The sequence below is a fragment of the Enterobacter sp. Tr-810 genome, from assembly GCF_011752765.1.
Lineage (GTDB): Bacteria > Pseudomonadota > Gammaproteobacteria > Enterobacterales > Enterobacteriaceae > Enterobacter > Enterobacter soli.
Genome location: NZ_VWWW01000002.1, coordinates 512343 through 536528 on the forward strand (window position 1 = coordinate 512343; position 24186 = coordinate 536528).

The following is a 24186-nucleotide window of genomic DNA, read 5'->3' on the forward strand; positions in this document are numbered from 1 at the left end:
TTCATAAACCACGCGGAATAAATGAAAACAGGGCGGAAAAACATGCCTTTTCCGCCCTGCAAAATTGCACCAATTTAATGCAAAGCACCAGCCTGATGCCCCATTATCGTTGCTCCAGCTCGTCCAGTTCATGATAAAGGGAGGCTATTTCGTGAATACGCGGGCGACCTTTGTCGAGGATCTCATGCAGGAAGGCGTTAGCCAGCAGGTTAATCAGGCTGTTCACCGAAGCGTAACTGTCATAGGCCGATACGCTGTCCAGCGGGGCGCAGAGCTGCCAGTTCGCCAGCGGGAACAGGCTGTGGGCCTGCGGTTCGCACATCAGCAACACCGGAACCTCACGGGTCTGTAGCTGCTGCATCAGCGGGCGGATAATGCGCGGGCGGCGGCGAAACGCCATCATCACCACCAGATCGTCGGCGGTGAGATCCACCAGTTCTTCACTCAGGCTCTGCCCAGGCTGGGGCAAAACCAGCACCTGCCCGCGCGCCTGTAACAGCTGCTGGCGCAGGTGCAACGCCGCCGGATAGGCATTGCGCATCCCGATAATCACCACCCGCCGCGCCTTCACCATGCAGGCCATGGCCTCGGCAAACTGTTGGGCATCGAGCGCATTTACCCACTGGGTCAGGTTCGCCATCTCCTGCTTATAATGACGTGCCAGCAGCGTGTTGCCCTGCACCGCATCACGGTTGTCGGTTAACGGCATCCCGCTCTGGCGCAGCGTGCGCAGTTCGTCGCGCATGTCTTTATATTTCTCATAGCCCAGGCGCTTAAACAGACGGCTCACCGTGGCTTTCGACACCCCGCTAAGCTGCGCCAGCTCGGCGCTGTTATAGCTAATCAGGTCGTCAAAGTGATCGAAGATAAAATCCGCAACCCGCTGCTCCTGCGGCGACAATGACGGGTATTGTGCTTTCAGACGTTCATCCAACTGTTCCATAGCGCCCCTGTAACTTTTGTTTCATCACATTTTGCCTTTTATTATACGTTTCATTATCCGTGCCAGTTTACTGAAACTTTTCTTTCAGAACTGGAACAGCTTTTGCAGCACCTTGTGACTTTCAGGGTCATGAGGACTCCCCATGCACAGTAATGTCTCCACACACGGAATGGCCGTCGCCCCCCATCATCTTGCCAGCCAGAGCGCGCTGGCAATTCTGCGCGACGGCGGCAGCGCCATTGAAGCGATGGTGGCCGCCGCAGCCACCATCGCGGTGGTTTACCCCCATATGAATGGCCTCGGCGGCGATGGTTTCTGGCTTATCGTCCCGCCCGGCGGTGAACCGATTGCCATTGATGCCAGCGGCGCGGCAGGTTCGCTGGCGACACTTGCGGCCTATGATGGCCTGATGCAAATCCCCCATCGCGGCCCGCGTGCGGCGCTGACCGTAGCCGGAACAGTCAGCGGATGGGACGAAGCGCTTAAGGTGTCGCATGAAATGCGTGGCACTACGCTGCCGCTGGCTCGCCTGCTGGCAGATGCCATTGACTACGCACAAAACGGTACGCCGGTCACCGCGTCGCAGGCCAGCGCCACGGCCAGTAAATTTGACGAGCTTAAAGACCTGCCCGGTTTTGCGGAAACCTGGCTAATCGACGGTAAACCGCCCCGGGTCGGGAGCCGTTTTTACCAACCGGCGATGGCCGCCACCCTGAAACGCCTGACGGACGAAGGTCTGGACAGCTTTTATCGTGGCCCGCTGGCGGAATGTCTGGCGCGTGGAATGGAGAAACTTGGCCTGCCCGTGACCCTTGCAGACCTGAATGCACACGTCGCCCGACGCACCACGCCGCTCAAATTGCAGCACCAGCAGGGTGAGGTCTGGAATCTGGCCCCGCCGACGCAGGGACTGGTGTCGCTGGCGATACTCGGGATCACCGACCGCCTCGGAATGGCCGATGCCGACGAAGCCACCACCATTCACCGTATCGTCGAAGCCACCAAGCTGGCCTTTGGGCTGCGGGATACGCACATCACCGATCCACGGGAACTGAAAACCGATATCCAGCGCCTGCTGGCTCCCGCCGAACTAGATGCGCTCGCTGCACGGGTTAACGACAACCAGGCCGCCCAGTGGGGCACGGGCAAAGGCCCCGGCGACACAGTCTGGATGGGGGTGATGGATAACAGCGGGCTTGCCGTCTCGTTTATCCAGAGTATTTATCACGAGTTCGGCAGCGGTGTGGTCCTGCCGGATACCGGGATCGTCTGGCAAAACCGCGGGGCGTCCTTTAGCCTCAACCCGGATCATCTTCTGGCGCTGGCTCCCGGTAAGCAGCCTTTCCATACCCTGAACCCGGCAGCCGCACGCCTGCACGATGGGCGCGTGATGGTTTATGGCTCGATGGGGGGAGACGGGCAACCGCAAACTCAGGCGGCGCTGTTCACCCGCTATGTGGTACAGGGCGTGCCGCTTCAGGAAAGTATTAGCCTCCCGCGCTGGCTGTTGGGGCGTACCTGGGGACAAACCTCGGACACCTTAAAACTGGAAGGGCGCGTCTCACCGCAGACACTCGCCCGCTTACAGGCGCTGGGTCACGAAACAGAAGTGTTCCCGGACTTTAGTGAAGCCATGGGGCACGCAGGGGCGATTGTTCGCCATCCCAACGGCCTGTTTGAAGGGGCATTCGACCCACGCAGCAACGGCTCCGCCGCCGGATACTAAGGAGATAGCCATGAACACCACATCACCCGACTGGAGCGCATACCTTGCGCAGATGGAATCCGTGCTGGGCGTTGAACTGGATGATGCCCGCCGGGCCGAGCTTCAGTTGCAGTTCAGCCGCATAGCCAGCATGGCCGCACCGCTGATGGCGTTACCGCTCGATGACCGCCAGGAGATCGCAGGAGTGTACAAAGCATGACGCTACACGAGATGAGTATCAGCGCTATCCAGAAGGCCCTGGGCACCGGCGAACTGAGCGCTGGTGAAATCGCCCGTCAGACGCTGGATGCCATTACCCGCATCAACCCGCAGCTCAACGCGTGGACGGCGATCACCGCCGAGCGAATGCTGGCAGAGGCCGAGAATATCGACACCCTGCGCCGGGAAAAACGCCCTCTGCCGCCGCTGGCGGGCATTCCTTACGCAGTCAAAAACCTGTTTGATGTCGCCGGGCACACTACCCTTGCCGGGGCTGAGCTGTTCCGCCAGCGCCCCGCAGCCGCCGCCGACAGTTTTGCGGTGCGCCAGCTGCGTAGTGCGGGCGGGCTGCTTTCCGGGATGGTCAATATGGATGCTTACGCCTACGGGTTTACCACCGAAAACAGTCACTACGGCGCAACGCACAACCCGCACGATCTGAAGCGTATTTCGGGGGGCTCCTCCGGGGGATCGGCTGCGGCCGTCGCCGCCGGGCTGGTCCATTTTTCGCTCGGCACTGACACCAACGGCTCGATTCGCGTACCGGCCTCCTTGTGCGGGATATATGGCCTGAAACCGACCTTTGGCCGCCTGTCACGCTCCGGCAGCCATCCGTTTGTTGCAAGCCTGGATCATATCGGGCCGTTTGCCCGCCGCGTCAGCGATCTGGCATCGGTATATGATGCGCTGCAAGGCCGCGACAGCAGCGACAGTTTCCAGGCCGACAGTTCGAGAGAGCAAACCCGCCCGCTGCTGGATCGCGGGCTGGATGGCCTGCGCTGCGCAGTGCTGGGCGGTTATTTCAGTACCTGGTGCGACGCCGATGCCCGGGCCGCCGTTGCGCGGGTGGCGAAAGCACTGGATGCTCACGATGAACTGCTGTTCCCCGATGCAGAGCTTGCCCGCTCAGCAGCGTTTATCATCAGCGCATCTGAAGGGGGAAATCAGTACCTGCCTGCACTGCGAAGCCAGCCCGCGCGATTTGAGCCTCATTCCCGCGAGCGGCTGTTGGCAGGGGCGATGATCCCCTCCGCCTGGTATATTCAGGCCCAGCGTTTCCGCGCCCACGCCCGGCAGGCGTTCAAAACGTTATTCTCCCAGGCCGATGTGTTAATTGCCCCGGCAACACCCCGCAGCGCCACGCTGATTGGCGAGCAGACCATGGAAATTAACGGCCAGTCGCTGCCGGTTCGCGCCAGTATGGGCATGTTGACTCAGCCGATTTCGTTTTTGGGTTTACCCGTCACCACGGTGCCACTGCGCACGGCGCACGGTGCCCCCATTGGCCTGCAACTGATTGCGGCGCCTTTTAATGAACAGGCCTGCCTGCGTGTGGCGCGGGTACTGGAAGCGTGCGGGATAACCGATGCCCGCCCTGCGGAGATAGCACAATGATGAATCACGATGACGTAAACCTCCCGTGGGTGGTTGCTGAGGTCACGGCCGCGTTTTACCGCTACGAAGATGCGCTGGTGAGCAACAACATTGCGGTGCTGGATGAACTGTTCTGGCACGATAAAAACACGGTGCGGCTGGGCGCGGGTGAAAACCTGTACGGGATCGATGAAATCCGCGCCTTTCGTGCGGCGCGCCCTTCCGCCGGGTTGCAGCGAACCCTGCGCCATACGGTTATCACCACCTTCGGGGACGATTATGCGGTGTGCAGCACCGAATTTACCCGCGAAGGGACTGAGCGGATTGGTCGTCAGCAACAAACGTGGGTGCGTTTCCCGTACGGCTGGCGCATCGTGGCGGCGCAGGTGAGTTTGATGGCGTGATGTGTTGAGTTGTAGGCCGGGTAAGGCACAGCCGCCACCCGGCAAAACATGGCACAATTACTTCTGAAACGGATGCACTTCCCGCCAGTGGTCGGCAATCTGCTGGCGGGTACAGACCCATACTTTTTCGTGCTGCTGAATATAATCGAGAAACCGTTGCAGCGCGCGAAAACGCCCCGGACGCCCCAGCAGGCGGCAGTGCATTCCGATGGACATCATCTTCGGCGCACTTTCCCCCTCTTCATACAGCACATCAAAACTGTCTTTCAGGTAGGTATAAAACTGCTCGGCGGTATTAAACCCCTGCGCGGTCGCAAAGCGCATGTCGTTGGTATCCAGCGTATAAGGCACAATCAGGTGCGGTTTGCGGGTGCCGTCGCTACACGCCACTTCGGTCCAGAAGGGTAAATCGTCGCCATAGTAGTCGCTGTCGTAGTCAAAGCCACCGTGTTCGGCCACCAGCTGACGGGTGTTGGGGCTGTCCCGCCCGGTATACCAGCCCGTCGGCGGTTTGCCGAACAGATCGGTCATCACATGCACCGCCTTTTGCAAATGCTCCCGCTCCTGGTTGATGTCCATATTCTGATAGTGGATCCAGCGCCAGCCGTGGCTGACCACGTCGTAATTTGCCGCTTTAATGGCGTCGACGATATCGGGATGACGCGCCAGCGCCATCGCCACGCCAAAGACCGTCAGCGGCAGGCCGCGCTGGCTGAAAGCATTGTGGATCCGCCAGAACCCGGCACGGCTGCCGTATTCGTAGAGGGAGTCCATCGACATATGTTTGTCAGGGTAGCTGGCTGCGCCGATGATATCTGACAGGAACTGTTCCGATCCGGCGTCACCGTGTAATACGTGGTTTTCGGCCCCTTCTTCGTAATTAAGCACAAACTGCACGGCGATACGCGCCTGCTGCGGCCACTGCGCGTGCGGCGGCTTGCCTGCGTAGCCACGCAGATCCCGCGGGTAATCCTGTTCAAAAAGCGCCATTGCGACCCCCTCAAAATTAAAATGGATTCAGTGCCTGAAATTTACCGCTTAACGCTTTGTTTTCCGGAAACGCCAGATCGCCGTGTTTGCTGGTGGATAGCCCAAGCGCTACCAGCGATTCGACCATCTTCACCGCCGCGCTCACGCCGTCGATCACCGGAACATGCAGCTCACGCGTCAGCTCCTGGGCAAGCGTTGCCATGCCGCCACACCCCAGCACAATCGCGCCACAACCGTCTTCTTTCAGCGCCTGAATACAGCGTGCGCGGACCTTTTCCTGTGCCAGACCGCTGCCGTCTTCCAGTGCCAGCACCGGGAGATCGATCGCGTGCAGGGCCGCGCAGTGATCATGAAAGCCATACTGGTGCAGCAGGTGCCGGGCGATGATCAACGTGCGTGGCAGCGTGGTCACAATCGAAAAGCGTGTCGCCACCAGCGTCGCCATATGCATGGCGGCTTCAGCGATGCCAATCACCGGCCCCTGCGCCAGCTCGCGCGCGGCCAGCAATCCCGGATCGCCAAAGCAGGCGATAACGTGGCCATCAACGCCCTGCTGCCTGCCTTTCTTGATTTGTTCGAGCACCCCTACGGCCGCAATGGCTTCATCAAAATGGCCTTCAATCGACGGCACGCCTTCCTCCGGGCACACCGCGAGGATCTCCGTGCCCGGCGCTGCCACCGCGCGTGCTGCCGCGCCGATGGTTTCCGTCATTCCACGGCTGGTATTGGGGTTGATCACTTGTATACAAACAGACGACATTACGACTCCTTGTGGCCGGCAAACAGCCGGGCAAAATCAGGAAGGCACTCGCCCGCCCGTTCAAAACAGAGGCTGGCGACGATATGTTCAAAATGGTGCATTAAGGCATCGCTGAGCGGCTGGAGCGCTTTCTGGCGCAGTAGCTCAACAAGCTGTTCGTGATCGTTGCATCGGCAACCCTGGCGCCACGGCGCGCCCCACGTGGCTATCACCAGTGAGGAACGCTGGCTAAGGCTTGTCACCATCTCCGTCAGTACCTGGTTGCCGGAAATGGCCTGAAGCTGGATATGGAAATTGGCAGAGTGGCGGATCGCCGCCGGGCCGTCGTAAGCCTCGTGTGCCTGCTGCTCCTGGTCAATAATGGCTTCCAGTGCGGCAAGGTGCGGCGGCTGGCAGTGGGCCAGCACGTCCGGCAGATTGGCGACCTCCAGCAGAGCGCGCGTACGAAAGATGTGCTGTGCCTCTTCCACCGTCGGGCTGGCGACATGTGCACCACGTTTGGGCGTTAACGTGACCATTTGCACAGTCGCGAGTCGTTGCAGCACCTTGCGGATACCCGTACGGCTCACGCCGAAGACCTCGGCCAGCGCTTCTTCCGGCAATTTACTTCCCGGCAGCAACTGATGTTCGACAATCGCAGTCATCAGCGCCTGAAACATGGATTCGTCTTTGTCTTGCAGGTCTGGCGCGGCGTGCAGACTGTTTACGTTGTTCATTACCCACTCCACTTTTTACTTTTCGCTATCGAATCGTATACATAAAAATAAAATATTGCATACAAGATTTATTATTTTGGCCTGGATCCTGCAACACCGTTTGCACTCCCACTTAACGGGTTTTCATTCACAGGAGCAGGTTTCATGCCAAATACACAAAACGCGCAGCAAGGTTCGGCCGCTGATTCCGGTGCGGTATACAGCCCACGGCTTTGCAATGAGGATCTGGCACCTACGCGTGACCAGAACTGGAGCTGGTACAACATCTTTTCTTTCTGGATGTCCGACGTGCACAGCATGGGGGGGTATGTGGTTGCCGCGAGCTTCTTTACGCTCGGGCTGGCAAGCTGGCAGGTACTGCTTTGCCTGCTGGTGGGGATTTGTATTGTGCAGCTGTGCGCCAACCTGGTGGCTAAACCGAGCCAGATGGCCGGTGTGCCTTACGCAGTGATCAGCCGACAGGCATTTGGTGTTTTTGGGGCGAACATTCCGGCGGTGATCCGCGGGCTTATCGCCTTTGCGTGGTACGGCATTCAGACCTACCTGGCCGCCAACGCCCTGATGCTGGTGGCGCTGAAGTTCTGGCCTTCTCTGGCGGCACTGACCACCGGTTCATTCCTTGGCCTGTCGCATCTGGGCTGGATCTGCTTTTCCATTATGTGGGTGTTGCAGGCGATGGTCTTCTGGCACGGTATGAGCGCCATTAAGCGTTTTATCGATATTGCCGGCCCGGCGGTCTATGTGGTGATGCTGGCGCTTGCGGGCTGGATTGTATACAAGACAGGTTTTGACGGGATCTCCTTTACCCTCGCCAGCAAATCCCTGAGCGCGGGCGAGCAAACCTGGCAGATGATCACCGCCACGGCGCTGGTGGTGTCCTATTTCTCCGGGCCGTTGCTCAACTTTGGTGACTTCTCGCGCTACGGCAAAAGCATGGGCGAAATTCGCCGTGGAAACCGCTGGGGCCTGCCGTTTAACTTCCTGCTGTTCTCCATCGTTACCGTGGTGATTGTCTCCGGCACGCAGTCGCTGTTTGGCCGCATGATCACCGATCCGATTGAAACCGTCAGCCGCGTGGGCAACGATCTGGCCGTGGCCATTGGCCTGCTGACCATGATCACCGCCACCATCGGGATCAACATCGTGGCGAACTTTGTCTCCCCGGCGTTCGACTTCTCTAACTGCTCGCCACAGAAAATCAGCTTCCGCACCGGGGGGATGATTGCGGCTGTCGGCTCGATCCTGTTAACCCCGTGGAACCTGTTCAACTCCCCGGAGCTTATCCACTACACCCTGGACGTGCTCGGCGCCTTTATCGGCCCACTGTTCGGCATCCTGATTGCCGACTTCTACCTGATTAAGCGCGGGAAAGTCTCTGTAGATGACCTGTTCGATGACACGCCAAAAGGGAAATACTGGTATCGCAATGGCTTTAACCCGAAAGCCATCGGCGCGCTGGTTCCGTCCGTTGCCGTGGGCCTGGTGATTAGCTTTATCCCGGCCCTGCATGAAGTGGCGAACTTTAGCTGGTTTATCGGCGTCTTCCTGGGCGGTGTGACCTACCGCTGGCTGGCGCGTGAAGACCGCGAAGCGGCTACCGCCCCTCAATTTAACTCCCGCGTGGCGACGCAAAAAGAGTAATCCTTTCACCTGGCCGCAGACCTTCTGCGGCCTTTCTCAAGCTGGCACCCTTTTTGCTCGTACTCATGACCCCGCTACGCAAACAATAAGGCAGGAACCATGATGGATTACCAGACAGCGATCCGCGGTGCATTTTTCGATATTGCCCAGGTCTGTGACAGCGCAGAGGCTATCCCCCGCCACGCCCGCTATCTTGACGATGGGCTGCTGTTTATTCACAACGGCAAAATTCTGGCGCAGATGAGCTGGCAGGAGGGTGAGCAATTCCTTGACCCGTACAAAGGCTACACTGACCTGCGGGGCAAGCTGCTGCTGCCCGGCTTTATCGATACCCACGTCCATTATCCCCAGACGGAGATGATTGGCGCATTTGGCGAGCAGCTGCTGGAGTGGCTGACCACCTACACCTTCCCGGTGGAGAGCCAGTTTGCCGATGAGGCCTACGCGAAGGAGATCGCGGAATTTTTCATTAACCAGCTGGTCAGCCACGGTACAACTACAGCGCTGGTGTTTTGCACCCTGCATCCCGAATCTGTCGATGCGCTGTTCACCGAGGCATTGCGCCTCAACATGCGGCTGATTGCCGGGAAAGTGATGATGGACAGGCACACGCCGGATTACCTGACGGAAACAGCCAAACAGAGCTACCGGCAAACGCGGGAGCTTATCCAGCGCTGGCACCACCGCGGGCGCTTAGGCTATGCCATTACGCCGCGTTTTGCCCCAACCTCTTCCCCGGAGCTTCTTGCGGCGGTGAGCCTGCTCAGAGAGGAGTTTCACGATACGTGGATGCAGACCCATTTGAGCGAAAACCCTAACGAAGTGGCGTGGGTGAGCGATCTGTGGCCGGAGCACGAACGTTATCTGGACGTGTATCACCACTACGGCCTGACCGGCGAGCGCAGCGTGTTTGCTCACGGCATTCACCTGCATCACAGCGAGTGGCAGTGCCTGCACGACACCGGTTCCGCCGTGGCATTTTGCCCAACCTCCAACCTGTTTCTTGGCAGTGGGCTGTTTCGTTTACCCGCCTGCTGGCAGCACAAGGTGCGGATGGGCATTGGCACCGACGTCGGGGCCGGCACCACTTTCAGCATGTTGCGTACGCTGGGTGAGGCCTACAAAGTGGGTCAGTTGCAGAGCTACCGTCTGCAAGCCTGTGAAGCGTTTTATCACGCCACCCTGGGGGGCGCGCACGCCCTGCGACTGGACGATAAAATTGGCAATTTTGCGCCGGGCAAAGAGGCCGACTTTATCGTTATCGACCCGGCCGTGACGCCGCTTCAGCGCCTGCGCAACGGCCGCTGCAAAGATATTTACGAGCAGCTGTTTGTACTGATGACGCTCGGCGATGAGCGCAATATCAGCGAAACCTGGGTCAACGGCGAGCAGGTGTGGTCAACTGCCGCGGTAGGTTGACCACCCGCCTGGCGCAATCACAAACGGCAGATGATAGTGCTCATCTGCCGCCTCTTTAGTCACAAAATCAATCTGCGCAGAGGGGTAAATCGTCTCGCGCCCGGTCTGGAAAAACCATGCACCAATGTCGGCCACCAGCCGGTAACGACCTGCCGGCAGGTGCCCCGCGAATTCCGTAATGCGCCCAGCGCTGTTGGTCGTCCCGGTGGCAATCACCAGCCCGTCCCGTTCCAGATGCACCGTTACGCCCTGGGCGGGTTTTCCTGTCGAAATATCCAGAATATGGGTGCTTAAGGTGCTCATTCGCCAATCACTCCTTCCAGCCGTAATAAGGTAATTTCCCGCAGTTGTTCCAGTGCGGCCTGCACTTCCTGCGCATCGGTGTTTTTCAGCCGTCTCTCCAGCGCCTGTAAAATGTCTTCACCGCTGCGCCCCTTCGCGCGGATCAGAAACACGCGCCCGAAACGCGCCTCGTAGCGGGCATTGCCTTCCCGCAGTGCCCGGGCGAGCGCCGCGTCACTCTCGTTAACGGCTCCCTGCTCCTGACGCGAAAGCGCTGCCTCAGCTTGCGAGCCCACGGGTTTCTCGCCGATACGCGGATGCGCGCTCATGGCAAGCGTCAGGGCATTTTCATCCCACTGCTGTGCTAATGCGCTGGCGGCATCGAACAGCGCATCCCGGCTGGGGTAAGGGCGCCCGCGCACCAGTGCCTCGGCCCAGGCGGGGATCGCCACGCAGGGAAGTATGTCTGCCAGCGCGTCTTCGTACCGCTGTTGATTAAAGTCATGCAGTGCCGTCATGGTCGCTCCGTTGAAATTATCCTTTCGCCATGTTGCACAAAACACGCCACTCTTATGCCGGGCGTGAAACAGTCGATTCCGCAGCGCAAAACTGGAAATTATTGATTCATAAACAGGCACTCTCACCGTCATAACGCACCTTAACAGTGCATAACGGCCCGTCACAACGCCCTTTTCTCCACTCTGAATCCTGGTACGCAAATTGCTCACTCTCATGACACCCTGCAAAAGGAGATAAGCATGAAAGCGATTGTCATTGGGGCGGGAATTGGTGGTCTGAGCGCGGCCGTGGCGTTAAAGAAAGCCGGGATTGACTGTACCGTCTTTGAGGCCGTGAAAGAGATCAAACCCGTTGGCGCGGCCATCTCCATCTGGCCCAATGGGGTGAAATGTATGCAGCATCTCGGCATGGGCGAGATGATCGAAACCTACGGCGGGCCAATGCGTTTTATGGCGTATAAGGATCACCTGCGCGGCGATACCCTGACCCGCTTCAGTCTTGCTCCGCTGGTGGCGCGTACCGGCGGTCGCCCTTGCCCTGTCTCGCGTGCTGAATTGCAGCGCGAAATGCTCAATTTCTGGGGACGAGACGCGGTGCAGTTTGGCAAGCGCGTTGAACGCGTCCGTGAAGATGACGCGGGCGTGACCGTCACCTTTACCGATGGCACCACGGCAACCGGTGATTTTCTGATTGCCGCTGACGGTAGCCACTCGGCGGTGCGCCCGTATGTGCTGGGGTATACCCCGGAACGCCGCTATGCCGGATACGTTAACTGGAATGGTCTGGTGAAGATCGACGAGGACATTGCTCCTGCTCATCAGTGGACCACGTTTGTCGGGGAGGGAAAACGCGTCTCGCTGATGCCGGTCTCTGGCGGGCGTTTCTATTTCTTTTTCGATGTCCCGCTCCCCGCGGGTCTGGCGGAAGATCGTCTTACCCTTAAAGCCGATCTCAGCGGCTATTTCCGCGGCTGGGCACCGCCGGTGCAGAAGCTTATCGCCGCGCTGGATCCTGAGACGACCAACCGCATCGAAATTCACGATATTGAACCGTTCGACAGCCTGGTGCGCGGCAACGTGGCGCTGCTGGGCGATGCGGGACACAGCACCACGCCGGATATAGGCCAGGGCGGTTGTGCCGCCATGGAAGATGCCGTGGTACTGGGCGACTGCGTGCGCGACAACCACAACATTGCCCTGGCGCTACGCCAGTACGAAGCGTTGCGCTGCGACCGGGTTCGCGACCTGGTGCTGAAAGCCCGCAAACGTTGCGATATCACCCACGGTAAAGATATGGCGCTGACACGAGCCTGGTATCAGGAACTTCGCGAGGAGACCGGCGAGCGCATTATTAACGGTCTGTGCGACACCATTCAGGGCGGCCCATTAGGCTGAACACAGGAGTGACAACCATGATAAAACACCCAACGCCACCAGCCCATTGCACGTTTGAGCCAGAGGACTGGCTGCGTCTGGCAAAATGCTGGCACCCGGTTGCCCGGGCGTGCGACATCGGCCCGGCACCGGTTAAAGCCACCCTGCTGGATGAACAGCTGGTTATCTACCGGATTAACGATCAGGTGGTGGTCGCCCGGGACGTTTGTCCCCACCGCGGCGTGCCGCTGACGCTGGGCTTTCACGATGAACACGGGATTATCTGCCCCTATCATGGCTTACGCTTTGGGGAAGATGGCCGCTGCAACCGTATTCCCTCCAGCCCCGACCAGCCCGTACCGGCGAAACTAAATCTGATTAACTACGCCGTTGAAGAGCGTTTTGGCCTGATCTGGACCTGTCTGGCGTTTGACCCGGAAAACCCGGTGCCGCTGCCCACCATGCCGCACTGGGATGACGACGGTTTTCAGCAGATCAACTGCCCGGCGTTTGAGGTGAACGGCTTTGCCGGTCGCCAGGTCGAGGGGTTTCTCGATGTCGCCCATTTCGCGTGGATCCACACCTCCACCTTTGCCGACCCGGATAACCAGCAGGTGCCCGCCTATCAGCCGCAGGAGACCGGGTTTGGCTTTGTCGCCGATTACTGGAGTTCAGTGAGTAACTACCCCGCCAGCTCGGATGTGCAGGCACCAGAAGGTTTCGAATGGCTGCGTCATTTTGAAATGCATCTGCCGTTTACCGCCACGCTGACCATTCATTTTCCGGGCGATTCCCGGTTGGTGATCATGAATGCTGCATCGCCCGTGTCAGCACGCGTAACGCGGATGTTCGCCCCTATTGCGCGTAACTTTGACCTGCATATTCCGGTGGAAGATGTTCATGCCTTCAACCTGCGCATCTTTGAGGAAGATCGCCTGATGGTGGAAACCCAGCGCCCGGAAAGCCTGCCGCTGGATTTAACCCTCGAAGCCCATATTCCGGCGGACAGAAGCTCTATTGCCTACCGCCGCGGGTTGAAAAAGATGGGCTTTGGCGAATTTTTCCTGGTATGACGGAGGGCAAGATGAGCGAGATGCTGAGCGTTATTGTTGACGGGATGTGGCGCCAGGGCGACAAGAGCCTGGCCGTCAGGCTGGTGGCAGACAACGGCGAAACGCTGCCTGGCTGGCAGCCCGGGGCGCACATTGACGTGCATCTACCCTGCGGGATTATTCGCCAGTACTCCCTGACCGGGGCATGTGGGGACGATAGCTATCTTATCTGCGTCGGGCGAGAAACGACGTCACGCGGCGGTTCGCGTTATATCCACGAGACGCTGCGCCCGGGGCAGAAGCTCGCTATCTCGTCCCCGCGCAATCTGTTTCCGCTTAATCAGGCAGACCGGGTTGTGCTGCTGGCTGCGGGGATTGGCATTACGCCGCTGTATGCCATGGCCCTTCAGCTTGAGGCCTCTGATACGCCATTTACCCTGCACTATTACGTTAAAAACCGTGAAAACGCGGCGTTTGTCCGTGAAGTGTCGGATGGATGGCGTAACGGCGAGTGCATTATTCATGCCTCCTGCGAGGGAGGAAGCCCACGCGCGCGGCTTAGCCAGGATCTGCCAGCTGCGCATGACGGGTTACACGTATACACCTGCGGCCCACTCGAATTTATGGCCAAAGTCCGCGACGTAGCGGCCGGAAAAAGCTGGGCAGCAACGCATATCCACAGCGAGGCATTCCAGCCCGTAGCCCCCGCCGCTAACGCAGACACTGCCGATGTGTTTACCGTCACCCTGGCATCAACCGGAGAACGCTGGCCCGTGCCTGCGGATAAAACGATTGCTCAGGTACTGCTGGAAAATGGCGTGGCGGTTCCGCTGTCCTGCGAGATGGGGATTTGCGGTGCATGTCTGACGCCGGTTATCGACGGCGTGGTGGACCATCGGGATACCGTGCAATCGGCAGAGGAGAAAAGCGCGCGGGATCAGCAGGTGGCGCTATGCTGCTCGCGGAGCCATTCGGGGGAACTGGTGATTGGGTTGTGAAGTGCTGGCGGGGGTATAGGTTGATATAAATGACTTGCTCCCCCGTTGATTAATACACCCTGATGTTAGGAGCGTCTGGTACGAAGCGAACAATCTTCTGGAACTGAAGGTCTGCTTTGAGCGAAAAGCGGACATTGCACTTAATTTGCCGGGCAGGCAAGGTGCTTTTATTTTTCTTGCACTGATACCACACCTGAACCGCCAAAGAGCATTCTGATTCCCAGCGCGACCATGACAACACCAGTAAATCGCTCCTGCCATTTGATAAAGGCAGGATGTTTACCCAGCCAGTTTCCAAATGTTCCTGACGCCATCGCGACAGATCCCAGAGACAAGATTCCCGCAAGCTTTTGGATACTGCCCAAGACTAGCAATTGCAGCCAGACAGGGCCCGCAGCGGGATCGACAAACTGAGGAAGAAAAGCAAACATAAACAGCAGGGATTTTGGGTTAGTCAGGCTGTTCAGAGCACCTTCCTTAACGGCATTCCAGTCAGAGATTTTTGCCGTTTTTCGCAGCCGCGTATCAGTGCCTGAAGTCGCAATCATTTTTATACCCAGCCACATCAGATAAGCCGCACCAGCCCATCGTAACAGATCTAGCGCGACTGGGCAGGCATGAACAACGGTTACCAGTCCCAGGACCAGAAATGAAACTTGCACAAAACCCGCCACAAATACATTGCCCAGTACCGTAAGAAGAGCAATACGTCTTCCCTGACCGACTCCTCTGGCGATAGTTAGCATCATATCTGGCCCCGGAGAAATCTCCAGAAGCGTTAGTGCGAGAAGGAAAGTCATAAACGTTTCAATGGAAGGCATCTTGGTTGAGTCCTGATAAATAATTCCGCTACGTTACCGCAGTCTGATTCGAGCCGAAAGCAGAACATACTGCAACGTCCGCCCTTGGCACGAAGCGGACCGCCTGAAGCGCCGTTAGGTCAGCTAAGAGCGAGATGCAGACAGTAGTAGCGTTAAGCACCTTCAACATCATTACGATTTTCAATCCAATATTGCCGATGATTTATCAGATGAGTTGTTAGCGGCCAGTTTTGCTTATCTTTAGGTAACCTGAGATATCGGCCATCTAACTCCGCATATTCTGTCCCGGCCAACTGTTCTGATATCCTTATTTTCAACTCGGTATCAATCCAGAGCAAACCACGGTCAAATAGAGTATGGATATCTGTTTTCAGTAACAGGCCATGCTGAGCACGGGTATGCCAAGCTCCTGCGTAGGGGGTGATATGTGCAGCTTCAAGCAACACTTGGATTGAACAGCCCGTTACTGCGCATTTACCCTCATAAGCTTCAATGAGCTTTCGTCTAAATACTGGTTGCCCTTCTCGAATAATGACCTCACGTAGTGCTTTGAGGCGAAAGTCACCTTCATCGTCAGGCAATTCATTGAATAATTCATCTCTCGCTTCAACTACCATCCGATCGCCTGGCCTTGGGGCGGCAATCTGAATTGGCGTCCTACCATCATCGCCAATGTCCCATATGCCGTGCAGCTCCTGCACATACTGTTCATACCGTGTATTTCGTAGGTTTCCGCTACGAAATAACAAGTCGTATGGGCTACCCAAGTCAGTCCGGGCGCATTTTCGGCTACCAAGATATCGATATCGGGAATTGCTATTAACGGTTAATGCATCCAGTTGGATACGAATCTCGCTCTCTTTCAAGGGGGCGTTGCTGTTACGGATCCACTGAACAATATTTTTAGCAGAGGCGGAATTTAGTTGTGTCACGGCATACCATACGCGGAGATATTGCGGATAATGCATTTCTTCAGGAATTATACCCGGCACATCAACAACATACGTTGAGAAATTATGATGACGCATCCATTCTCCCCACTGGCGGGAATGGGTACTAATACCTATGCGATGAGGTTCGCGTTTGCCAATTTCATCATTGAATTCCTGTCGCGAGGGTGCTCGACCTAGTTTCTGATAAAGCTCATCACAGCAGTCCCACACAACTCGTACTAACGGGCCCTGTGGGTATCCATCTTTGCTCTGGTTCAAAGTATTCTCCGTCAACGAACATATCATGAGAATAGCATTATCCAATTCTGACACTAAATCCCCCGCATAGCATCAGGCGGTTATGAGCGAGGAGCGGACGTTGGTTTGCGTTTTGCGGAATCTCTTCCCAAGATGGGTTATCCAGAAAGTCTGAAAGAGTATAATTATGGATATCGTACGCTTAGTTCCTTTTGAACTTCATTATATTTTTTCATCACCCTAAAGTTTTGAGTGGCAAGGCCGATATTTAGCCATGAATTATATATCATTTATATAGGTTGAGTTGATGAGTGTTTTTTCTGATATTTCTGAGTATGTCTGGGATTTGCTTCATGATGGAAAAAATTTAGGATTATCTATAGGTGAAGAAACAATTAGTGATTTGATTTTATTAGAGATTGCTAGGCGAGATTATAGTTATGTGACTATAAAGAAAACCACCAAAGATAAAGAGTCAACAAAAGGAACAGATTGGGAATGGTGGATTGGGAGCAGGAAAACTGGTTGGGTACGATATGCAATACAAGCAAAAAAAATGGATCATAACCAGTATTCATATAAAAAGCTAAAGCATGAGGTAGGGAAAAATAAAATTTTACAACATAATATATTACAGCAGTACGCTAAAGATACAAACGCAGTACCACTCTATGCTTTTTACAATTACCCAAAACAAGCTGAACTTGATGAGTATTGGAATTGTAAGAGACCAATATCAAGAAAAAAAATGGGAATTACTGTTGCTAATCTTGAAGTGGTAGTTAGTGCAATACATAAAAAAAGAGGGAAGAATTTCAATTCAATACATAAGGTTAGAACGACATACCCGCTTTGTTGCCTTCTGGAGTGTATAGGAACCAGAAGTAAATATATTTATAGAAATACAACACCACAACAACCGCCAGATGTGATTTCTCTATCATACTCAAGCGTCATAATGCCCGAGAATGAAAAAGTAGAGTTGCATCAAATTCACGAAAACAATGCAAACTTAGATTATGTATTTAAAGGTCATGACATTTCTAGGTTGTTTAAAAGCGGCGAGGCTTTTAATTTGAAAAGAGAACGTTTGTACCCAAATAAAGCCCCGATTCCAACACGTATACTTGTTATCGACTTAGAGTTATTAAAGAATACAAAACAATGATCCAATGCTATCATCATGACTCTTGATTGAATGTGAAATTATATGTTAGTCCGCTTTGGGCACAGAACAGACAGATTAACAGGCTAGAGCTTAGAGAGCTAAACTTGTTGAGGTGGACTGATTCAGTTTGTCACTACAACACAGAATCTTTTCAATACAGCTATAGCTTGCTCCATCAACTTATCTTCTAGGGCATCTTTGGTCATTAAGTCATGCGAAAATACTTGGCAAACCTGCATGGCATTCTTACACCATGCGGGTTCCTCAAGTTATCACATACCAATTAAGCTTCGGATATTCAGCACCGAACTAAGCAGGACATTTCGTTTTGTGTAATATAATAGGAAGCAGTAAATGCCGGTATAAATACCGACTGACCTGCGAAAAGCGTCATTTCATTACCATTCGTATCACGTAGCGTTGTGATCCCCTTGAGCACTAGCAGGATTTGTGCGCTGTTGACGTCGACACGTTTTTGCTGGCAATTTCCAATAACTGAAAAACAAAAATCCTCTACCGGTACAGAGTAGTGCTGTTCAGTTTCGGTATCATCTGGCAATAGTCTCAGTTCCTGTTCCTGTGCTTCCCTAAAGACCGTACATTTCACCAGTTCCGGAAGATTAATTTTCTTAGGCGTTAATCCAGCTCGTAGTACATTATCGGAGCAGGCCATCACTTCGACAGCAGTTCCATGCACATATGCATGTAACGTTCCTGCACGTAAAAACATGGCTTCGCCTGGCGCAAGCGTAATACAGTGCAAGAACAGAGGAGCCAGAATGCCGATATCACCAGGATAGTCGCGCATGAGACGAGTGATAAAACTCTGCAAATGGGTAAACCCGCCACTGTCAAGGCACGCCTGTAACTGTGTCAGGACGTTCTCTTTTTCACGCTGAGCTAGTTGCATCAGGCTTACAAAGAAGTGTTTAAATCCCTCACCTGTCAGGTTTCCACGAAATTCAGCCAGTGCAGGCATCAGTTCAGGCGCATTAAGACGAAGAAAATGATTCACGGTTTCCTGAAAAGGACGAAAACCATTCATTGCCATAAAAGGTGTGATGGCATAAACCAGCTCAGGTTTATGATTCGCATCGTTATAATCTTCTCCGGCTCGATTCCCTTGCTGTGCGTACCCTTCTTCTGCCTGACGTTTATCCGGATGAACCTGGATGGAAAGCGCGGTTTCAGCAGCCAGTATTTTTAGTAAAAACGGTAGTTGACCAAATCTATCCATCGCTCTCACTCCCAAGACAGACTCAGGAGATTGCGCGATCGCGTCCAACAACGAAACAGAATCAGACCCGGTTTCTATTTCCGAACACCCTGCCGGATGTGCACCCATCCACATCTCAGCCTGCGGTTGCTCGTCAGGATTAGGTACCCCAAATAACGTATTGAGGGCCGTACGGCTACCCCAGGCATAATTTTTAACGCCGTTTCTCAGACGATAGAAAGAAGGTTTCATTTATCACCCTTTCCAAATGCACCGGGGGTAAATCCGTTGCTTGCAGCCAGTTCAGAAAACCAGATGGCATTGCGTTTTATTTGCCGTTCACCGGTTTCCAAATCCAGCCGCCAGAACCCGTAGCGACGTTTAAAACTATTTATCCACGACCAGTTATCGATAAACGTCCACTGATGTACACCAAAACAGTTTGCACCGTCGCTAATGGCGTGATGGAGTTGTTCAAGGTGTTCTTCCATCAACTCGATGCGGAACATATCATCAATAACGCCATCGGCCTGAACCGGGCCTTCCGACTGCACATCCATGGCGATGCCTATTTCAGCCAGATACCACTTAATATTGCCGTAATTATCGCGAATGTTGCTGGCAATATCATAAATCGCCTGTGGATAGATTTCGTTATTATCGCGATAAGGATTGAAGCGACCCTCAGGGTCAATATAGTTCTCGAAATAATATTCTGGCGTAAAGTAATCGAGCTCATACGGACATTCCCGTGCTTTAACCCGTCGCGGAACGTAATAATTAACGCCGAGGAAATCAACCTGCGAATCGGTAATCAAGTCTACATCTGCTTTTTTTATTTCAGGCAGACAATCGTGCATAGCCAGAATTTCACACAACTCCTTTGGGAACTCATGCTTAACCAGCGGATCAAGGAAACTGCGATTAAAAAGCAGATCAGCGTACCACGCAGCTTTTTTATCCTCCTCGCTGTCATTTCGGGTATACGAGGGGGTCAGGTTCAGGACGACGCCAATTTCCCCCGGCAGTTCCAGTTCACGATACACCTGCACCGCTTTCGCGTGGGCCAGCATAATATTGAACGCAACCTGTGCCGCAAGCTTACCGTCTTTTTTGCACGGGTAATGGAAGTCATAGAGATAACCGCCTTCAACCGGCACAATCGGTTCATTAAAGGTTACCCAGTATTTCACCTTATGGCCAAACAGTTCAAACGCTGTTCGAGCAAAGCGGGAGAAGAGTTCTGTTACGTATGACGACTCAAAACCCCCGTACTGTTTTTGTAACGCCTCCGGCATATCGAAATGATAAAGATTAATCATCGGCTCGATACCGTTGGCGATCATCTCATCGAAGTAGCTATGATAAAACTGGACTGCCTCTGCGTTCGGTGCACCCGTTTCAAAATCATCAATCAACCGCGACCACTGAATGGAGGTACGAAACGAGTTGAACCCTGTTTGCTTCATCCGTTTCACGTCATCTTTGAATTTACTGTAGGTCTCGCAAACGCTCTGCGGACCAATTTGCTGATAGAACCGCTCCGGCTGCTCAGCAAACCAGCTGTCCCAGATGGAACGGTGTGCCTTACACGCAGATCCTTCGGTTTGCGGTCCAGATGCTGCAGCCCCCCAGAAAAACCCTTCGGGAAATTGATACCGGGTCATAACGCCTCCTTTGATAAAAAAAGGGCTGCACCCAAGGGGTGCAGCCAAAACAACTACTCTGCAGTCACTTCAATGGATTTAATAAACATATAGCCCCAGTCACCGGACAACTTCCCGAACGTGATGGTGTTTTCCCCAGAGTTGAGAACAACCGGCACAATCATATCCTGTCCTTTCTCATCGGTTTGCGGGAATTCAATGCCAATCGGCGTGCCTTTGTTCACCATGAATGAGTTTTTCTTACCGCCCCATTTGGCGTTGAACTTCACATGCAGGGCAAATTTCCCGGCCCACGGTGCATTCACTTGCCAGCTCACACTGTCGCCTTCATTCGCGAATGGGCCAAGGAAACCGTCATCACCAATAGCAAGCTGATTTTCATTGCTTTTCACGATGTTCAGTTTTCCCTGTTTTACATCCATCGCCCCGCCGCCAAAGTTGCAGTAATCCGCAGGGATTTTGCCCGCCGCTTCTTTAACAGAAACGTTCAGCTTTTTACTGCTTTTCAGCAATCCATCATCGGCGGTAAAGGTCAGTACATAATCTCCAGGTGCCGAGAACCAGGCACGGGTATCGTCTTTGTCCGCGTCGCAGAAATGAACGTTCTTGTTTCCCCCGTTACTCCAGCCAGTTTTCACCTGCCGGTCCGGCAGATTGTCATCCGTCCAGGCTCCGTGAAGCTGTACACCTTTATCCACTGTGGTGGTCAGCGCCTCACTCAGCGTGATTTGCGGTGCGAGATTTTTCTGCGAATGCTTAATGCTAATGACGTTTGACGGAGAAGAGGCTCCACTTTCGTTCTTCGCGATCACGCGGTAGTAATAGGTTTTGCCGAGTTGCAGACTGCGGTAGTCGTCGCGGAAGAGATCCATTTTGGCCGGATCCCATTCATTCACCCCGTCAGAAATGTCGTGGCCGACAACGGCCCACGGTCCTTTCGCACTGGATGCTCGCTCAATATCGTAAGTACGGCCTACCGGCGCCCCCATCCAGTTGATGGCAAACGGAGAATCAGATGCCCGCAGCTTCGGGGCTTCCGGCACAGGCAGTGCAGGCGCTTTTTCAAGGCCCGCCATTTGCGCAGACGCATTACGTACCAGACCCACAACTTCCATTTCCTGATTTGCTTTCCCTTCGACAGGGAAGCCCGGCAGGTGATAGCTGTAATGACCGGTATACTCTTTGTGCCAGTAGAATCCGCCGTCATGACGATGGCCGCGGAAGCCCCAGATAAAACCGCCTGCCGCCTTCGCACCGTTCACCTCGGTATGCACGATGGACTGCATAATGCTGTTAAGATCTTTATGGTCCAGCAGGCCAAACTCACCGACCAGATACACTTTTTTACCGCCAATCGCTTCCAGATCTTTACGCACCTGTTCGGGATGGTTGTTGTCAGCATTGGTGTAATAGTGGTTGCTGATGATATCGACGTTCGGATCGCTCAACGAGAAGTCGTTAATCTTCTTGTACGTCCCGTCAACAATAAGCTGATGCGGTGCCCATTTGCGGATCCATGCCGCCGTTTCTGTCAGAAATGCCGCGTTGGTATCTTCCAGTTCGTTACCGGTTTCCCAAGCCATAATGGCTTTTTCATCGTAGTAATGACGCCCGGTTACGGAGTTGGTGCGTGTAATAACCTGACGAATCACATCCAGGTAAGCTTTGTAGGTTTTACTGTCGGTACGATAAAAATCTTCCGGCTTTTCACCATAAAATGCGGCGAGCTGTTCACGGCCCCCCCACCACCACCAATGGTCAATAAATGGCAGGATCAAGCGCAGTCCCTGCTTGTCTGCTTCGGCAATCATGTTGTCGTAGACTTTCATCGCCGTTTCATTCAGCCGTGGCATACCGTCTGGCGTGGCGGGTGCAAGAATATGCGTTTCACGGGCGCAGTCAGCATCATTCTCCTGCTGAACGGAAAGTACATATACGCGCTGGGCTTTCGCACCAGTTTTCACCATCGCCTTGATCCAGTTCTCCTGCTCTTCAGCGGTTGGCCATTTAAAATATTGCCCCCAACCGCGAGGATCGGCTTTACAGGTTCCGCGCGCGTCATCTTCAATTCGGTGCAATTCTGGCGCGTGGATCCCGGCAAAGCGGAAAACCTGATCGCCATCTTTTAGTTGAGCGCCGTCGCGGGTAATAAAATGTTCAAAATGGGATTGCTCCGCCGCCATTGCTCCAGCGCTGCCCAGCGCCGACAGCAGAGAAATCAGAAGCATTTTTTTCATCGGGATATGCATTGTTCTTCTCCTTAGAACCAGACTTCAGCCTGTACACCAAAATTGAGCGTGTCGGTTTCACCACTGCGGGAATAGCCACCCGCACTGATTGTGCCGGTGCCCCAGTCGTAGCTACCATCGAGTGCATCAGAAACGCCTTTATCCCATTTCGCATATGTCGCGAAGAAACGCAGTTGAGGGCGGCTCCAGAAACCCGAATCAAACGTCAGCGTTGGCGCTACGGTAATTTTCGTCAAACCGCCTTTTCCTTTACCGTTCGCTCCCATGTAGTTTTTATCATCGAGATATTCGTAACCCAGCTCATACTGCATGGCGAAGTTTTTGGTGATCTGATGGTAAGGGCGGATCCCGGCAACCCACATTGAGCGTCCCCAGCCGTCGTCATCGCTGGTCCACCAGCGGTAGTTTTTGTCTTTCTGGTAGAATGCGAAAGTCGACACTTCCAGATCGCCCATGCTGGCTAAGTTGTCCAGCACGATACGCCAGGACTGCGTATCCTCCAGATTCGCCCATCCCCAGCCGTTTTTACCCAGTGAATCAGCGGCTGCCAGCCCTTTGCCATATTGCAGGGCAATACGCGAGTAACCGCCGGTCAGGCCGTAAAAACCGTCGAAGTTATAAACCGCCGTGGCGCCGTAACCTTTCTGCGCCGCCGTAGGATGGTTTTCATTGCGGTTCATGCGATGGCCAATCAACTCCAGATCCAGCCCGGTTCCACCGATTTTCTTGAACCACAGGTTAAGAGAATAGTCATCTGGATAACCCTGATCGCCTCGATCAACCGGATAGGCTTTGGTTTCATCAGTTGGAGAGAAGGCATAAATCCCAGCATCGAATTGTGCAAAGCCAAGATCCATCTTGTCGAAACCACCGCCAGTCCCGTTGTACTGAATGTACTCCCAGTCAAACTGGTGGCTTGAGGTGTTAGAACTGCTGTAGCGTTTGCCAGCCCAGAAAGTCATGCCAGGGGCAAAATCAAGGTTGCTTAGTTCAGCGAAACCCTCGCGGAACTGCGTTTCTTTACCGTCATCGTCAGTACAGTTCCAGTCGGCCGTACACTTAGTTTGATGCGTCAGGTTGGCCTGAATCCGCGCCACAGCACCCGAATCCGACTTCAGCGTTACCGTCGGGATCAGTTCAATTTTCGTATCTTCCTCGTTACCCAATCGCCATTTGCCATCTGGCATCAGGCCTACGGAGTTCACGCGGTTGCCATCACTGTTCGCAAGGATCCCGGAACGCATATAACCGTGCAGGGCAAAGTCATATTTCTCGTCTGCGCTGGCATAGTCACTGAGTACCGCAAGGGCGATTAAGGACAGAGGTATTGATTTAATTAACTTTCTCATAGGTTCCCTTAGATTTTTTATTTTCACTGCTTTACGTCGCAGAGGAAATGTAAGGATCTCTGACGGAAAAGTACATCCACAAACGGAAAGCGCTTTCCGTTTTTACCGGATCAAATCACACTTCTGAGTTT

General features: G+C 54.4%; 22 protein-coding genes. 10 read left to right on the plus strand and 12 right to left on the minus strand.

What is annotated here, in order from left to right:
- Positions 1-103: 103 nt before the first annotated feature.
- The gene (hpxU, locus tag F3J30_RS09080) at positions 104-943 is read right to left on the minus strand and encodes a MurR/RpiR family transcriptional regulator HpxU (protein ID WP_166717018.1); all 840 of its coding nucleotides are present in this window, start codon (positions 941-943) and stop codon (positions 104-106) included.
- A 142-nt stretch (positions 944-1085) separates the two neighbouring features.
- Here hpxU and F3J30_RS09085 point away from each other — a divergent pair, with 142 nt between their 5' ends.
- From F3J30_RS09085 to hpxZ, 4 genes are read left to right on the plus strand one after another with little or no spacing between them, the layout of a single operon-like run.
- A complete protein-coding gene (locus F3J30_RS09085) occupies positions 1086-2669 on the plus strand; it encodes a gamma-glutamyltransferase family protein (protein WP_166717019.1) in 1584 nt (527 codons plus the stop codon).
- 10 nt (positions 2670-2679) lie between these two features.
- Positions 2680-2868, plus strand: coding sequence for an oxalurate catabolism protein HpxX (hpxX, locus tag F3J30_RS09090; protein WP_014069667.1), 189 nt, complete (start codon positions 2680-2682; stop codon positions 2866-2868).
- Positions 2865-4262 carry an AtzE family amidohydrolase gene (locus F3J30_RS09095; RefSeq protein ID WP_166717020.1) on the plus strand — a complete coding sequence of 466 codons (1398 nt, stop codon included), beginning with the start codon at positions 2865-2867 and terminating at the stop codon, positions 4260-4262. The genes hpxX and F3J30_RS09095 overlap by 4 nt, the downstream gene beginning before the upstream one ends.
- Positions 4259-4645 (plus strand): oxalurate catabolism protein HpxZ, encoded by a 387-nt coding sequence (gene hpxZ, locus F3J30_RS09100; RefSeq protein ID WP_166717021.1) that lies wholly within the window; start codon positions 4259-4261, stop codon positions 4643-4645. Before F3J30_RS09095 ends, hpxZ begins: the two co-directional genes overlap by 4 nt.
- 57 nt (positions 4646-4702) lie before the next feature.
- Here hpxZ and puuE read toward each other — a convergent pair whose 3' ends face one another.
- From puuE to F3J30_RS09115, 3 genes are read right to left on the minus strand one after another with little or no spacing between them, the layout of a single operon-like run.
- On the minus strand, positions 4703-5635 hold the full coding sequence (gene puuE, locus F3J30_RS09105; protein WP_166717022.1) for an allantoinase PuuE: 933 nt from the start codon (positions 5633-5635) through the stop codon (positions 4703-4705).
- A gap of 16 nt (positions 5636-5651) precedes the next feature.
- A complete protein-coding gene (gene hpxA, locus F3J30_RS09110; protein WP_166717023.1) occupies positions 5652-6395 on the minus strand; it encodes an allantoin racemase in 744 nt (247 codons plus the stop codon).
- Positions 6395-7111 carry a GntR family transcriptional regulator gene (locus F3J30_RS09115; protein ID WP_166717024.1) on the minus strand — a complete coding sequence of 239 codons (717 nt, stop codon included), beginning with the start codon at positions 7109-7111 and terminating at the stop codon, positions 6395-6397. Before F3J30_RS09115 ends, hpxA begins: the two co-directional genes overlap by 1 nt.
- Positions 7112-7255: 144 nt before the next feature.
- Between F3J30_RS09115 and F3J30_RS09120 the strand changes: the two genes are divergently transcribed.
- Both F3J30_RS09120 and guaD read left to right on the plus strand, forming a co-directional pair.
- Positions 7256-8752, plus strand: a complete 1497-nt coding sequence (locus F3J30_RS09120) for an NCS1 family nucleobase:cation symporter-1 (protein ID WP_014069661.1) — start codon at positions 7256-7258, stop codon at positions 8750-8752.
- A 102-nt stretch (positions 8753-8854) separates the two neighbouring features.
- The gene (guaD, locus tag F3J30_RS09125) at positions 8855-10171 is read left to right on the plus strand and encodes a guanine deaminase (protein ID WP_166717025.1); all 1317 of its coding nucleotides are present in this window, start codon (positions 8855-8857) and stop codon (positions 10169-10171) included.
- Here guaD and uraH read toward each other — a convergent pair.
- Positions 10151-10474 (minus strand): hydroxyisourate hydrolase, encoded by a 324-nt coding sequence (uraH, locus tag F3J30_RS09130; RefSeq protein WP_166717026.1) that lies wholly within the window; start codon positions 10472-10474, stop codon positions 10151-10153. The genes guaD and uraH overlap by 21 nt on opposite strands.
- Entirely contained in the window at positions 10471-10971 is a 501-nt protein-coding gene (gene uraD, locus F3J30_RS09135) for a 2-oxo-4-hydroxy-4-carboxy-5-ureidoimidazoline decarboxylase (RefSeq protein WP_166717027.1), read from the minus strand. Before uraD ends, uraH begins: the two co-directional genes overlap by 4 nt.
- Before the next feature lie 240 nt (positions 10972-11211).
- On the opposite strand from uraD, the gene hpxO reads away from it, so the two are divergent.
- The 3 genes from hpxO to F3J30_RS09150 are packed head-to-tail and all read left to right on the plus strand — an operon-like array spanning position 11212 to position 14395.
- Entirely contained in the window at positions 11212-12366 is a 1155-nt protein-coding gene (hpxO, locus tag F3J30_RS09140) for an FAD-dependent urate hydroxylase HpxO (protein ID WP_166717028.1), read from the plus strand.
- A 17-nt stretch (positions 12367-12383) separates the two neighbouring features.
- Complete coding sequence (gene hpxD / locus F3J30_RS09145) at positions 12384-13418, plus strand: molybdenum cofactor-independent xanthine hydroxylase subunit HpxD (protein WP_166717029.1); 1035 nt, start codon at positions 12384-12386, stop codon at positions 13416-13418.
- 11 nt (positions 13419-13429) lie between these two features.
- Complete coding sequence (locus F3J30_RS09150; RefSeq protein ID WP_282097522.1) at positions 13430-14395, plus strand: PDR/VanB family oxidoreductase; 966 nt, start codon at positions 13430-13432, stop codon at positions 14393-14395.
- 167 nt (positions 14396-14562) lie between these two features.
- Here the strand turns inward: F3J30_RS09150 and F3J30_RS09155 are convergent, their stop codons facing one another.
- Positions 14563-15216 (minus strand): LysE family translocator, encoded by a 654-nt coding sequence (locus F3J30_RS09155; RefSeq protein WP_166717031.1) that lies wholly within the window; start codon positions 15214-15216, stop codon positions 14563-14565.
- A 152-nt stretch (positions 15217-15368) separates the two neighbouring features.
- The gene (locus tag F3J30_RS09160; protein ID WP_247650528.1) at positions 15369-16244 is read right to left on the minus strand and encodes an HNH endonuclease; all 876 of its coding nucleotides are present in this window, start codon (positions 16242-16244) and stop codon (positions 15369-15371) included.
- A 469-nt stretch (positions 16245-16713) separates the two neighbouring features.
- Between F3J30_RS09160 and F3J30_RS22520 the strand changes: the two genes are divergently transcribed.
- Entirely contained in the window at positions 16714-17574 is an 861-nt protein-coding gene (locus tag F3J30_RS22520; protein WP_211053185.1) for a DUF6615 family protein, read from the plus strand.
- A gap of 298 nt (positions 17575-17872) precedes the next feature.
- Here F3J30_RS22520 and manA read toward each other — a convergent pair whose 3' ends face one another.
- From manA to F3J30_RS09185, 4 genes are read right to left on the minus strand one after another with little or no spacing between them, the layout of a single operon-like run.
- On the minus strand, positions 17873-19042 hold the full coding sequence (manA, locus tag F3J30_RS09170; RefSeq protein ID WP_166717033.1) for a mannose-6-phosphate isomerase, class I: 1170 nt from the start codon (positions 19040-19042) through the stop codon (positions 17873-17875).
- Positions 19039-20457 (minus strand): glycoside hydrolase family 1 protein, encoded by a 1419-nt coding sequence (locus tag F3J30_RS09175; protein ID WP_166717034.1) that lies wholly within the window; start codon positions 20455-20457, stop codon positions 19039-19041. The genes manA and F3J30_RS09175 overlap by 4 nt, the downstream gene beginning before the upstream one ends.
- Before the next feature lie 53 nt (positions 20458-20510).
- Positions 20511-22706: a CBM35 domain-containing protein gene (locus F3J30_RS09180; RefSeq protein WP_166717035.1), complete on the minus strand. Its 2196-nt coding sequence runs from the start codon at positions 22704-22706 to the stop codon at positions 20511-20513.
- Between the two features lie 11 nt (positions 22707-22717).
- The gene (locus F3J30_RS09185) at positions 22718-24055 is read right to left on the minus strand and encodes a carbohydrate porin (RefSeq protein WP_032987788.1); all 1338 of its coding nucleotides are present in this window, start codon (positions 24053-24055) and stop codon (positions 22718-22720) included.
- Positions 24056-24186: the final 131 nt, after the last annotated feature.